Here is a 12,361-nt window from a genome sequence, read left to right on the forward strand (position 1 = left end):
TGAATGCTATCAAATTTAGCACCAAAAGCTAAGGCGGCAGTTTTTGTTGGTATTGGAAGTTTAATTGCAGGATCTGGAACCCTAATATACGACATATTTACGACAAAGACTATCAAAGAATTTATTGAAACAAAACACTTTACAATATTGACTAGTAATAGTGAAGATAGCGATACTTGAAAAGCAATAATTCAAGATTACACAGAACAAATCAAAACTCAAAAAAAATTAAAGATAAATAATTTTGAGGGAGGAGATGAAAACAAAATACAAGAATTACAAAAAGCCTGTGAATCAATACTTAGTGTTAAATATAGAGTAGCTGTATCTAATGGAATAGTAAATCAAGTTCTATGATGTGTTAAACAACAAAAAGTTGAAGACTACTTAATCAAAAACAAATTTAATGTTCTTAAAACAACGGATACTGAAAATACAGGAGACGACCCTAAATGAGATGAAAAAATAAAAGAATACCTAAGAGTATCAGAAAATAATAAAGAAAAACAATTATCAGAAGTAACCCTTGAAAAAAGTAAATCTGGTACTATTGACACAGCCGAAAAGAAATCATTCATAAACGCTTGCAAAAAATTAAATGAAACTAAACATTTCAAAGAAGACTTCGTAAAATCATACCAATTAGCTACTTCTTGATGTGCAGAAAAACAAGGTGAATCTTAAATTTGCATTACTAGCAGGAATAAGTGTAAGTACTGCTGGAATAATTGGCATAGTTGGTTATTTCTTTTCTAGAGCTAAAGATTTGAAAGATATATTAAACGGAGAAGGCAAGAAACCTTTAGATTTAACAGATACTAAAGATGATGCAGATTGAGATAAATTAATTGAAAAATACTTAGGATCTAATAGTTTAAGGAAAAATAACAAAAATTGAAGGCGTAGATATTAAGCAAGATAGTAAAGATAACAAACAAAATTTAAAAAACAAATGTAAAGAACTACTAAAGACACCTATTTCTTCAGATGATACATTCAATAAAATAAAAACCACTACTATCAATTGATGTACAAAATCATCTGAGTTACTAATAACTAATGTTTAAAGTTAAACCAGTCTTATTAACTGTTTCGGGTCTTACAACATTTATTGGTGGTGGAGGGGCGGCTTATCTCCTATTGTTACAAGACAAGAGAGGATAACGAAAATATAGAATTTGCTAAAGAAACAGAAGAATATCAGTTAGTTTTCAAAGAACTTAGAAAAAATAGCGATTTTATTAATGACATCAAAGGCGAAACTAACAACATAACTTCAAACAGTGAATTTGTTGTAGGAGGAAAGGCTTTAGAGGCTTGATGTGAAAAAACAAAAAATTACTACAAAACGAAAAAGGTACTAGTACTTTAAAGAAAAAAAGTTAAAGATTACTGTGAAAGACGCCTAGCGATAATGGGAGCGAAAATAGAAAAAATGGGTAAAGCCTTTACCATCAGATGAAAAGAAAAATTAGATTCAATAAAGGTTAATGCAACTCAAAATGATCCGGAATTACAAAAAGACTTACAAGCGACAAGTAATGCGGCTACTTCTCTAGACTTAACAGACCAAAGAATTGTATATGATGTGCTCCAAAGGTGATGTGAAGGAAATCCTGTTCGAAAAGTGATTGAAGATAACGAAGACAAAATTTGAAACAAAATGGAAAAACGTTGTTTCGATTAACACTAAAAGCTTAAACAACTATTTTGTTATTAATAACTTAAACTAATGGCTATTAAACCAGTTTTATTGACTGCCCTGACCGCAGGAACTGTTGGTGGTGGAGCAACTGGAGTTTATTTTTTGCTTAAACCTGATGCACCTGTTGCAAAACCAAAAACCAAGACACTTAAAGAAGTGATGGGAACAAACGGTTTTGAAGCATTAGATACTGAAGGAAACACTGATAATGACACATGAAAAAAATTAATAGCAAAATATACAGCGGATAGTACGGCAGTAGAAGTTGCAAAAATAGCCATAACTGGAGAAATTGAAAAAAGTCCTAGTGACGATCATGTTGCAAATATTGATAAATTTAAGAAAGCTTGCAAGAATTTATTAGAGAAAACAGAAGGTTATGACGGAGATAAAGTAACTGTAATTAATTGGTGTAACAAGCAATCTAAATTAATAAGTGACTCTTAGAAGTGGACATAACCAATGATAGGAACTAAGCCAGCTTTATTATCCTTTGCAGGAGTGGCAACCGTTGTTGGTGGAGGTACTGGTGTTTATTTGCTATCACAAGACAAGACAACAATAAGAGATAAATTAGACAAAGAAAATATAGAGTTAATTAACAACGTAGATGAATACGAAATAGCTTTCAAAGAATTTAAAGATACAACAAATTACATAAATCTAATTAAAGGCGACAATGATCCTCTTAACGCTAGTAGTACCCAAAAGGATGGTGGATTAGCTTTAAAAAAATGGTGTGAATCCAATCTTAAACTTAGATTAACAACTCCTAATTCTGAAACAATTACCGAAAATATAAAGAAATACTGTTCTAGCTCCTTATTAACAATTGAAGCCAAATTAAAGAGAGGGAATAAATCATTAGTTGAAAATTGAAATGATAAATTAAGCAAGCTTAAAACCCCTTCCGATAATGGAGCATTATTAACAGATCTAAAAAAAATCAAAAAGGATCTAGAGAGTCTAGAGGTTCAAGATGTACATAAAGTACTTGAAAACTGATGCAAAAAACAAATTAAGACAAGATTAACCGAGGACAAAAATGATGCTGTTTGGACAAAGGTAAATAACCGTTGTTTGAAACAAGAAATTGACTAAATTAGTTGTTTCGTCCTTAGTTGGCGTTAGTACTTTAGGGGGTGCAATTGTTGGTGGTTATTACTTTATGCAACCTAACAATATTAAAGATGCTCTACAAGCAGAAAGCATAATCATCTTAGATACTGAAAGTAACCAAGAACAATGGGAAAAATTAGCTGAAAAGCATACAGGACAAACAGTTACAGTTAAATTAGATAAAGATATTCAAATTGCTACTATTGCTTCAATTGGAGATATCAGCTCAAAAACACCAGAAAACATAACAAAATTAAAGGATCATTGCAAAGAATTATTGAAAAAACCAGCTAAAGGCTCAGATTACGAAACAAATAAAGAGGCAGCAAAGAATTGATGTACTTTAGAATCTCCAATGCTTAAAGAAGAAGCAACACCTAAACCGGTTGTAGCACAAAGCTTAAGACAAGCATTGTCTACAGAAGGGTTTGAAGCACTAAATACTGATAGTGGTGCAGATGATGTAACATGAGGAAAACTTATAGATAAACACCTTGAAACAGGCTCTAGCACCATTACAAAAATAAATATTCCTAACCTTAAAACAAACGATCCTTCAAATAATAGGGTAAATAATATTGAAGCTTTAAAACAAGCATGCAAAACAATGTTAGATAAAACTACAGATTATGAAAGTGACAAAGAAATAGCAAAGAACTGATGCAACAAAAACACAAAAATAGTTAGCTAATGTTTGGAACTAAACAAGCAATATTAGCAATTGCGGGAGTTAGTGCTCTAGGTGGAGCATCCGTTGGATGCTATTATTGTTTTAAACCTAAAGCTCCAGAAAGCTCACAAACAACAAGTAGTAGTTCATTAAGCACCTCTACTACACAAGGAACATCTCCAAAAACAACAGATCCTGTCCAAAGAGAAGGAGATTCTCTTGCCGATGTTCCAAGTGCTATACAACCACCACTAAGAGGTCAAGATGCACCAATTGAAGGTAGTTCATCTTCCGGCTTAACTACTTCCACATCACCAACAACTACATCTGTTGGAAATGTTGATTCTCCTCAAGTTGGGACTGGAGGCGTTGGAGCCTAAATACCCGTTAACTAACAACCTTTAAATTTAAGTAATCATGGCTTTAAATATTAAGAATATTGCTTTAATTGGTGGTGGGGCTTCTGCTATTGCAGGAGGAAGTGCAGGAACCTATTATTTGTTACAAGACAAGACAATAGAGCATAAATTAATAAGGGAAGGAGAAAAAATAATCGAAAAAGATAATGAATACCTAGTTGCGTTTAAAGAACATAAATCTGATAGTAACTTCATAAACTTAATTAAAGAAAATGATAATTCTATTAGTGCAACTGGTGATGTAAATAAAGGAAAAGCTGCATTAAAGATTTGATGTGAAAGTAATTTAAAGCTAGACCTATCAAAAGAAAACATAGAAAAATCATTTGAAAAAGTTAAGAAATATTGCATTAAACCACCAATGACTATTGGTGCAAGAATTGAAAAATTAGGAAAAAAATGAGTTGATAATTGAAAGAATAAATTGAGTGCACTAAAACAACCACGAATTGATGAAGGTTTAGCAACAGATCTTGGTAAACAAGACAGTAATATTATTGCAAATGATCTTAGGGATTGATGTAAAGGCAATAGTGAAAAAGATTTATCTGACCAAACTACAGATGCTATTTGAACAAAAGTGGAAAGACGCTGTATAGAACCAAAACCTGTTTCTCAGGGCTAAGAGATGTCAACCAAAGTAATTGTTTCTTCTATAGCGGGAGTTGGTGTACTAGGCGGTTCAGTAGCAGGTACCTACCATTTTTTAAGTCAAAAATCTGAAGAAAAAAGTCTTGAACAAGTACTGACTGCTGAAAACAAAATACCTCTAAAGACATCTAGCAATACTGATGATGGCGATTGGGGTAAATTAGTTACTAAATTTCTTGCTACTGATAATTCTGTAACAGTAACAAAAATTAATGTTACTGGTATTGTTAATGCAAGTCTAGGTACTGGTAACAACAATACAGAAAATATTAGAAAATTGAAAAAAGCTTGTCAAGCTCTATTAAAGAAAACTAAAGACTATGCGAATGATAAAGTAATTGCAGAGAATTGATGTACCAAAGCTTCTCCATTACTTAAATAAATACTAAATGGCAATACCTAAACAAGCTTTATTTATAGGAGCAGGAGCATCTGCTCTTACTGGTGGAGGTATTGGGGTTTATTTACTATCACAAGACAAGACAATAGAGCATAAATTAATAAGAGAAGGGATAACTTTAATTAGTAACCAAGATGAGTATGAAATTGCATTTATGGAAAATAAAGAATTCAAAAACTTTGTTGCTGAAACCGGCCTTAATGCTAGTGATAAAGCGAATACTGGTGGTAATTCCTTAAATACTTGATGCAAGAAACATCTAAATATGGAACTTTCAGAAAAGAATATTAAAGATATACTTCCTAAAGTCAAAAAGTACTGTGCTAAGCCTTCTGAAAATATTGGAGAAAAATATATCAAACTTGAAAGGAAATGAATAGAGAAAACAGGATGAGAAACAAAACTTAGCGCACTCAAAAAGGCCAACCCAAATGATGAAAATTTAAAGCAGGACTTGAAGGTTCAAAATCTAGATGGAACGGACGGTAATAACCCAGCAATAAAGGCCTTAGAAGATTGATGTAATAAACAAAAAGAAGTTAAATTAGTAAACGATAAAGAAAATACAATTTGAGAAAAAGTAAAAGGACGTTGTTTACAGGATTTAAGTAGTTAGTGATTACTAAATTAGTTGTTGCTTCAATAATAGGGACAAGCGCTATCGGTGGAGCATCCGTTGGATGCTATTATTGTTTCAAATCTAAAGCTCCTGAAAGCTCCCAGTCAACAAGTAGTACAAAAGGCCAAGTAACAAAAGATATTAATTCTAATAGCCTTCAAACATCTTTAGCTCCCGAAGGAAGCGCAGGATCAAGAACAACACAAGATCCACCTGCTACAACATCTGCTCCTCAAATAAGCGCATCAGGGGTTAATAGTGAGCCTGAAACAGTTTCACCTACCCAATAGTTTGGCGTTTTGACATCTTTAAAAAAAGTATTAATAAGTTTAGGTAGTGCTGGTGCTATTACAGGGTTAGCAGTTGGAAGTTATTACTTATCAAAGCTCAAATCCCCAAAAAACATAAGAGATAAATTATTAAAGGAAGGATTAACGCCTCTAGATACAAATGCAGTAAGCGATAAAGACGATTCAAAATGAACAGTACTCGTGAAAAAACATGCAGATCCAGCTAATAATAGCAAAAAAATAAAAAATTTACCTCTTTCATCAAATGCAAATCAAAAACCTATTCCTACTGACATCATAGAAATAAAAAATAAATGCAGAAGTTTACTTTCAACTCCGGTATCTAGTGAGGAAGATTTTGAAACTGATTTGCAAAATGCTAGAGATTGATGTACTAAAGAATCAGAATTTGCTAAAGAATAATGGCTTTAAGTACTAAGAACATTGCATTAATTGGGGGTGGTGCTTCTGCTATTGCAGGAGGAAGTGCAGGAACCTATTATTTGTTACAAGACAAGACAATAGAGCATAGATTAGCAAGTGAAGGAATAACATTGATAAATGGTAAAGATGAATATGAAGCGGCATTTATGGAAAGAAGAAACAATGAAGCATTTAGAACAACAATAGGCAATGTTAATGCAGACACCACTTCAGAGAATGGTTGAGGAATATTAAAGAAATGATGTGAAGATAATTTGAAACTTGATTTATCCGAAAAAAACGTCAAAAATACATTACCAAAAGTGAAAGAATATTGCGCTAAACCTTCTTTAGATATTGAAACAAGATATATTAAGTTAGGTAAGAAATTAATAACAGAAAATGGTTGAAAAGAAAAATACAGAACCCTTAAATCCGGAAATAACAATATAGATCAAGAAATAGGAATTGTATCTTCCGCAATTGCTGATGACAGTGACAATACAAAAGCTGGTAAAGCTTTACAAAAATGATGTAATCAAAAAATAAAAACTCCATTGGTACAAGATAAGACAGATGAAATTTGGAAGAAAGTTGAAACTCGTTGTTTACAACCTTAATTAATTATGACTACTAAGTTGATTATTTCAACTATTGCAGGAATTAGTACTCTAGGTGGAGCATCCGTCGGATGCTATTATTGTTTCAAATCTAAAGCTCCTGAAAGCTCCCAATCGACAGGTAATCAAGATACAGAAGCTCAGACACAAAAAACCGAAAGAATTGATACTCCTGTTGAACCTCAAGGACCTTTACCTGCTACAACAAGCTTACCTGCCCCTAGAGAAGGTCAAGATCCTGTAGTAACACAACCTCCTTTACAAGGTAGTCCAGAAGCCGGTGCACGTGGAGAAACAGGTCCTAGTGGTCCTACGGCTTAATGACTGTCAAAACAATAGGTTTAACAGTAGCTGGTATTAGTACTGTTAGCGGAGGAGTTGCTGTTGGCAGTCACTATTTACTTAAACCTACAAAATCAAAAAACATAGAACAATTACTAAGAGAAGATAATTTAAATCTCTTAAATACAACTGATAGCAAAACAGACAAAGATAAATGAGAAAAACTAATTGAGAAGTTTTTGGCAGATAGCACAAATCAAATTGAAAAAATATCTGCAACAATAAATAGGGCTACTGATAACAACAATGTTGCAAACATTACTGCTTTAAAAAATGCATGTCAAGAATTACTTAAAAAAGAAGAAGGTAAAGATACAGATTTTGAAAAACATAAAAAATTAGCCAAAAATTGATGTACTAAAGAATCAGATTTACTTAAAGAACCAGCAACACCAATAAGTCAGCTAGGAGTTTCTGGGGCAATATCTCCTGCGGGTAGCGGTGTAAGTTAGTTTTTGTCCTCTTTAAAGAAAATATTAATAGGCTTAGGAAGTGTTAGTGCTATTACAGGGTTAGCAGTTGGAAGTTATTGCTTATCAAAGCTCAAATCCCCAAAAAACATAAGAGATAAATTATTAAAGGAAGGATTAACGCCTCTAGATACAAATGCAGTAAACACTCAAGATGACGAAAAATGAAAGATATTAATAAAAAAACATTTAGATTCAGCAAATAGCAACAAAAGAATTCCGTCTTTAACTTTTTCCTCTAGGGCAGCTCAAAAACCTATTGATTCTGACATTGCGGGAATCAAAAGTCAATGTAGCCGTTTATTAAGAATAAAAATAACTAAAGATGAAGACTTTGAAACTGATTTACAAAATGCTAAAGATTGATGTACTAGTGAATCAGAATTTGCTAAAGAATAATGGCCTTAAATACTAAGAATATTGCTTTAATTGGTGGTGGAGCCACAACTATTTTGGGAGGTAGTATGGGAACTTACTATTTATTGCAAGACAAGACAAGACAATAAAGCATAAATTAATAAGAGGAGGATATTCATTAATATCAGATGATAAAGAATATCAAGTAGCCTTCAAAGCATTTAAAGATGTTGAAGAATTAACCAAATTAATCACAACAGAAGAAAAAACCATTAATGCACAAAGTGAAATTCAAGAAGGAGCTACTTATTTAGAAAATGATGTGAAAAGACTCTAGAAACAAGCCTATCTGATACTAATGTCAAAAACTTAATAGAAAAATCACAAAAATACTGTACTAAAGCTCCATCAAAAATTAAAGATAAACTTACTAGAATTGGTAGGACTTTAATTACAGATTGAAATGCAAAATTAGATGCATTAAGTAGTGGCCCACAAAATGATGACTCTTTGAAAAATGACTTAAATCAAGAAGATTCAAAAGTTACAGACTTTACTACACCAGATAAAGAAACTGTTGCTAATACTCTTAAAAAATGATGTGAAAAGAATATTGAAACACCATTGGCTTCCGAAACAATGGAAACTATTTGAGCTAAAGTAGATAAACGTTGCTTGCAACCTAAAGAATAATGAATACAAAAGCTATTCTTATTAGTGTTGCTGGAGTAAGTACATTAAGTGGTATAGGAGTTATAGGTTTTTGACTATCTTCTCCAACTAATATTGGAGAATCTTTAACTTATGAAGGAAAAACATTACTTGATGTAAAGGGAACCAAGAATGAAGCAGAATGAAAGATACTATTAGCTAAACATAAAGAGAATACCACACCACCTCCTGAAGACCAAATAACCAAGCTTACAATAAGTTATATTGGTGATAATGAAAATACTGGTATTGCTAAATTAAAATCAAAATGTGAAGAATTATTTAAAGAACCAATATCCAATAATGATTCAGAATTCAAAACCAAAAAAGATAATGCACTTAGTTGATGTACTTTAGAATCTCCAATTCTTAAAAAAGAAAAAAATAAACCAAATACATCCGCAGTCCCACAACCTAATTCTCCTTCCGCTCTAGGAACACCACAAAGAACTGATGTAGGTGCGGGCGGTGCAGGAGTAGGGTCAAGTCAACCAAGCGAAAATCACTAATCTTATGTTCGGTATTAAGCAAATAGTCATAGTTAGAGCAGGAGCCACAACTGTTATTGGTGGTGGAGTTGCTGGAACCTATTATTTATTAAAACCTAAAGCTCCAGAAAGCTCCCAAACAACAAGTAATAGTTCATTAAGCACATCTACTACACAAGGAACATCTCCAAAAATAACAGATCCTGTTGTTAAATCTCCTGCAGAAACAACCCCTAATCCTTCTTCTTTAAGCAACCAATTACCTAATCCAGCACCACAACAAGAACATAGTGATAGCACTGCTGGTTAGATGACTACTAAATCAATCCTTTATGCAGTGGCAGGAGTTAGTGTTGCAGGTGGTACATTAGGTGGTGGCTATTATTTACTTAAACCAAAAGCATCTGAAGAAACTAATGCTGTTATTGCTCCTGCTGGAAATATACCACCTAAACCTTCTGAACAAGACGATAGATTAACTAATCCACTGCCAAAACAACAAAAAACTATACAACAATTATTCAAAGATGAAAGCATAGCTCCTTTAAATACAGGTGATGGAGAAGAGGATAAAGAGAATTGAGGAAAATTAGTTGCAAAATTTCTGGAAAGCAGCACAGCTCAAACAGAAAAAATATCTGCAGACATTAAGGCAAATAAAGGATCTACCGATAACACTGCTGCCAATATTAAAGCTCTCAAAGGTGCATGTAAATTACTACTTGATAAACAAGAAGGTTCTGAAGATTTCGAAAAAAATAAACAATTAGCAACAAATTGATGTACTAACGGTTCAGAGTTCTTACAGCCTCCAAGACAGTAATCTATGTCTTTAAAGATAGCATTAACATGCGGTAGTGTTGCTACTGTTGTTGGCGGAAGTTATGGTGCTTATTACTTATTACAAGAAAAAACGATAGAGAATGAATTAACTTCAAGGAATTTAAAACTTATCAAAACTGATGACGATTATCAAATTGCCTTTAGAGAAGAAAAGGATACACCTGCCTTCATAACTCTACTTAATTCCATAAACAAAACAGGAGAAGAAGCAATTACTTCAAATAGTGTATAGACAAAGGAGGAATAGCCTTGAAGAAATGATGTAAAGCTAATTTAAGTCTTTCAAAAAATAAAGATAATGAAAAAACTTTACAAAGCGTTGAAAAATACTGTGTCAAGACTCTATTTACTATTAAAGACAAAATGAAGAGAAAAAGAAGAAAATTAGTTGAAGACTTAAGTCAAAATTTATCCACACTTAAATCTTCAAGTGCAGATGCAGATCTTCAGAAAGACTTAGGGTCTATTAATTCAGAAATTAAAGACATTAATGCTGCAAATGAAGATGTGGTTAAAGAGGCTTTAAGAATATGATGTGATAACAACATTAAAACTGATTTAACTAAGGATAAAGAAAATGAACTTTGAAAAAAATAAATAGGCGTTGTTTAGGGCCTGAAGGATAAAGTTATGAATGCAAAACTTGCTATTGCTTCTGTTGCGGGAGTTGAAACTATAGGAGGTGTTGCTGGTGCAGGCTATTGATATTCACAACCAAAAACTTTAAAAGACTTATTACTTTCAAAAAATATTAAATTACTTGATGTTGTCGGAAGCGATAGTGATGAAAATTGAAAAACTTTAGCTAACAAACATAAAGGACAAGAAGCCATAAACATTAACGATACTGAAATCAAAAGAATTGAAGGGTTAAATATTACTACTACAGGAACTACTGTTAACTTTGTCTATTTAAAGAACAAGTGTAAATCATTATTAGATGAAAAAATATCAAACATTAAAGATCCTAAAGTTACTGAAAAAAATGTAACAGACTGATGTACTGAACAATCTCCAATACTTAAATCTCAACCTGCAAGTAAAAATCAATTAACATCAGTTCCTGTCCCGCCTCCAGTCGGGCCGGGAACAGGCGATAGAGGTGTAAGTGATCCTGGTCAAGGAAGAAGTTAATAGTACTTTAATATGCCTAATGCTAAATTAGCTCTATTAATAGGTGGTGGCATATCTACTGTTGTTGGAGGTGGTGCCGGTGTTTATTACTTAACAAAAGACAAAACAATAGAGGATAGCTTAAATAGAGAAGGATTTAAATTTGCCCAAACATCAATTCAATACCAAGTATCCTTTAAAGAGTTAAAGAGTGAAGCAGATTTTATTAATGATCTCAAAACCCTTACTCCCGCAATAACAGCAGATAAAGAACTATCAGAAGGAGAAACTGCTTTAAAGACTTGATGTAATGCAAAAATTAAATCTTCTTTAAGTGAAGAGAATGTACAAGCATTAACAACAAAAGTCAAAAAATATTGTGTTGTACTACCAGTAACAGCAAAGGCTAAATTAATTAATAATAATTACATTCCAGTTACAAATTGAGATAGTAAATTTGAATCAATCAAAACTGACACAGATGGATCTATCAAAGCAGATTTAGCAAAAATAAAAGACACAGTTAAAGATCTAAATAATTCAGGCCAAAAAGCAGACATATTGGTCGCTTTGGAACAATGATGCAAACAAAATGAAGATACTAATTTAAATGTTAATGATGCAGATACTATTTATTCAAAAGTACAAACAAGATGCTTTAATAAAGAATAATGATATCTCTTAAACCTCTCTTAATTGGCGGAATAGGCTTGCCTATTCTTGGGGGAGCAGGTTATGCTTGTTTTGTATTCATTCAACCTAAAAACCTAAAAGAAGAATTAAAGAGAGATAAGTTTACACCTCTATCAATTGAAAAAGGTCAAGACAAAGACATTTGAACTAAATTAGTAAAAGAATATTCCAAAACTACCACTAATCCAAAAATAGGAAATTTAACAATAACACTTTCTGCTACTGAACCTACAGATGAAGAAATTGAAAAGCTTCAAAATGCATGTAAAGGTTTATTTGAGAAAAAGAAAGGCGATAGTAATTATGAAACAGATTTAAATTTAGCAAAAAATTGATGTATTAAAGAATCCACAAAAATATCTAATACACCTAATATTATTTCAAATCCTGCACCTGCCGGAAGTGAAGCAAAACCTTCTGTTCCTTAA

The 12,361-nt window shown here is 32.4% G+C and carries 26 protein-coding genes; all 26 read left to right on the forward strand.

Annotation, left to right across the window (positions count from 1 at the left end; translation table 4 throughout):
* Positions 1 to 3 precede the first annotated feature (3 nt).
* The 26 genes from A6V39_RS00455 to A6V39_RS00580 all read left to right on the forward strand — a co-directional run bounded on the left by A6V39_RS00455 (position 4) and on the right by A6V39_RS00580 (position 12,361).
* Positions 4 to 684, forward strand: coding sequence for a hypothetical protein (locus tag A6V39_RS00455; protein ID WP_187149703.1), 681 nt, complete (start codon positions 4 to 6; stop codon positions 682 to 684).
* Positions 674 to 913: a hypothetical protein gene (locus A6V39_RS00460; protein WP_187149704.1), complete on the forward strand. Its 240-nt coding sequence runs from the start codon at positions 674 to 676 to the stop codon at positions 911 to 913. Before A6V39_RS00455 ends, A6V39_RS00460 begins: the two co-directional genes overlap by 11 nt.
* Before the next feature lie 204 nt (positions 914 to 1,117).
* Positions 1,118 to 1,372 carry a hypothetical protein gene (locus tag A6V39_RS00465; RefSeq protein WP_187149705.1) on the forward strand — a complete coding sequence of 85 codons (255 nt, stop codon included), beginning with the start codon at positions 1,118 to 1,120 and terminating at the stop codon, positions 1,370 to 1,372.
* A 42-nt stretch (positions 1,373 to 1,414) separates the two neighbouring features.
* Positions 1,415 to 1,687, forward strand: coding sequence for a hypothetical protein (locus tag A6V39_RS00470; RefSeq protein WP_187149706.1), 273 nt, complete (start codon positions 1,415 to 1,417; stop codon positions 1,685 to 1,687).
* Positions 1,688 to 1,732: 45 nt separating this feature from the next.
* On the forward strand, positions 1,733 to 2,152 hold the full coding sequence (locus A6V39_RS00475; RefSeq protein ID WP_187149707.1) for a hypothetical protein: 420 nt from the start codon (positions 1,733 to 1,735) through the stop codon (positions 2,150 to 2,152).
* Between the two features lie 15 nt (positions 2,153 to 2,167).
* Complete coding sequence (locus A6V39_RS00480; protein WP_187149708.1) at positions 2,168 to 2,806, forward strand: hypothetical protein; 639 nt, start codon at positions 2,168 to 2,170, stop codon at positions 2,804 to 2,806.
* A complete protein-coding gene (locus A6V39_RS00485; RefSeq protein ID WP_187149709.1) occupies positions 2,799 to 3,515 on the forward strand; it encodes a hypothetical protein in 717 nt (238 codons plus the stop codon). The genes A6V39_RS00480 and A6V39_RS00485 overlap by 8 nt, the downstream gene beginning before the upstream one ends.
* Positions 3,515 to 3,874, forward strand: a complete 360-nt coding sequence (locus A6V39_RS00490) for a hypothetical protein (RefSeq protein ID WP_187149710.1) — start codon at positions 3,515 to 3,517, stop codon at positions 3,872 to 3,874. Before A6V39_RS00485 ends, A6V39_RS00490 begins: the two co-directional genes overlap by 1 nt.
* 37 nt (positions 3,875 to 3,911) lie before the next feature.
* On the forward strand, positions 3,912 to 4,538 hold the full coding sequence (locus A6V39_RS00495) for a hypothetical protein (protein WP_187149711.1): 627 nt from the start codon (positions 3,912 to 3,914) through the stop codon (positions 4,536 to 4,538).
* A gap of 3 nt (positions 4,539 to 4,541) precedes the next feature.
* Complete coding sequence (locus tag A6V39_RS00500) at positions 4,542 to 4,946, forward strand: hypothetical protein (RefSeq protein ID WP_187149712.1); 405 nt, start codon at positions 4,542 to 4,544, stop codon at positions 4,944 to 4,946.
* Between the two features lie 7 nt (positions 4,947 to 4,953).
* Positions 4,954 to 5,580, forward strand: coding sequence for a hypothetical protein (locus A6V39_RS00505; RefSeq protein ID WP_187149713.1), 627 nt, complete (start codon positions 4,954 to 4,956; stop codon positions 5,578 to 5,580).
* Positions 5,580 to 5,873, forward strand: coding sequence for a hypothetical protein (locus A6V39_RS00510; RefSeq protein WP_187149714.1), 294 nt, complete (start codon positions 5,580 to 5,582; stop codon positions 5,871 to 5,873). Before A6V39_RS00505 ends, A6V39_RS00510 begins: the two co-directional genes overlap by 1 nt.
* A 9-nt stretch (positions 5,874 to 5,882) precedes the next feature.
* Positions 5,883 to 6,296 (forward strand): hypothetical protein, encoded by a 414-nt coding sequence (locus tag A6V39_RS00515; protein WP_187149715.1) that lies wholly within the window; start codon positions 5,883 to 5,885, stop codon positions 6,294 to 6,296.
* Entirely contained in the window at positions 6,296 to 6,916 is a 621-nt protein-coding gene (locus A6V39_RS00520) for a hypothetical protein (protein ID WP_187149716.1), read from the forward strand. Before A6V39_RS00515 ends, A6V39_RS00520 begins: the two co-directional genes overlap by 1 nt.
* Before the next feature lie 6 nt (positions 6,917 to 6,922).
* Positions 6,923 to 7,237: a hypothetical protein gene (locus A6V39_RS00525; protein WP_187149717.1), complete on the forward strand. Its 315-nt coding sequence runs from the start codon at positions 6,923 to 6,925 to the stop codon at positions 7,235 to 7,237.
* A complete protein-coding gene (locus A6V39_RS00530) occupies positions 7,237 to 7,710 on the forward strand; it encodes a hypothetical protein (RefSeq protein ID WP_187149718.1) in 474 nt (157 codons plus the stop codon). The genes A6V39_RS00525 and A6V39_RS00530 overlap by 1 nt, the downstream gene beginning before the upstream one ends.
* Positions 7,711 to 7,713: 3 nt before the next feature.
* Positions 7,714 to 8,127, forward strand: coding sequence for a hypothetical protein (locus tag A6V39_RS00535; RefSeq protein ID WP_187149719.1), 414 nt, complete (start codon positions 7,714 to 7,716; stop codon positions 8,125 to 8,127).
* 468 nt (positions 8,128 to 8,595) lie between these two features.
* Positions 8,596 to 8,778: a hypothetical protein gene (locus A6V39_RS00540; protein WP_187149720.1), complete on the forward strand. Its 183-nt coding sequence runs from the start codon at positions 8,596 to 8,598 to the stop codon at positions 8,776 to 8,778.
* On the forward strand, positions 8,778 to 9,305 hold the full coding sequence (locus A6V39_RS00545) for a hypothetical protein (RefSeq protein ID WP_187149721.1): 528 nt from the start codon (positions 8,778 to 8,780) through the stop codon (positions 9,303 to 9,305). Before A6V39_RS00540 ends, A6V39_RS00545 begins: the two co-directional genes overlap by 1 nt.
* 4 nt (positions 9,306 to 9,309) lie before the next feature.
* Entirely contained in the window at positions 9,310 to 9,594 is a 285-nt protein-coding gene (locus A6V39_RS00550; protein WP_187149722.1) for a hypothetical protein, read from the forward strand.
* A complete protein-coding gene (locus tag A6V39_RS00555) occupies positions 9,595 to 10,107 on the forward strand; it encodes a hypothetical protein (protein ID WP_187149723.1) in 513 nt (170 codons plus the stop codon).
* A 3-nt stretch (positions 10,108 to 10,110) separates the two neighbouring features.
* Positions 10,111 to 10,359 (forward strand): hypothetical protein, encoded by a 249-nt coding sequence (locus A6V39_RS00560; protein WP_187149724.1) that lies wholly within the window; start codon positions 10,111 to 10,113, stop codon positions 10,357 to 10,359.
* Positions 10,360 to 10,376: 17 nt separating this feature from the next.
* On the forward strand, positions 10,377 to 10,724 hold the full coding sequence (locus A6V39_RS00565; protein ID WP_187149725.1) for a hypothetical protein: 348 nt from the start codon (positions 10,377 to 10,379) through the stop codon (positions 10,722 to 10,724).
* 33 nt (positions 10,725 to 10,757) lie between these two features.
* A complete protein-coding gene (locus A6V39_RS00570; protein ID WP_187149726.1) occupies positions 10,758 to 11,261 on the forward strand; it encodes a hypothetical protein in 504 nt (167 codons plus the stop codon).
* Positions 11,262 to 11,273: 12 nt separating this feature from the next.
* Positions 11,274 to 11,912, forward strand: coding sequence for a hypothetical protein (locus A6V39_RS00575; protein ID WP_187149727.1), 639 nt, complete (start codon positions 11,274 to 11,276; stop codon positions 11,910 to 11,912).
* Positions 11,912 to 12,361 carry a hypothetical protein gene (locus A6V39_RS00580; RefSeq protein ID WP_187149728.1) on the forward strand — a complete coding sequence of 150 codons (450 nt, stop codon included), beginning with the start codon at positions 11,912 to 11,914 and terminating at the stop codon, positions 12,359 to 12,361. Before A6V39_RS00575 ends, A6V39_RS00580 begins: the two co-directional genes overlap by 1 nt.

The sequence above is a fragment of the Candidatus Mycoplasma haematobovis genome (assembly GCF_001645765.1).
GTDB lineage: Bacteria > Bacillota_I > Bacilli_A > Mycoplasmatales > Mycoplasmoidaceae > Eperythrozoon_B > Eperythrozoon_B haematobovis.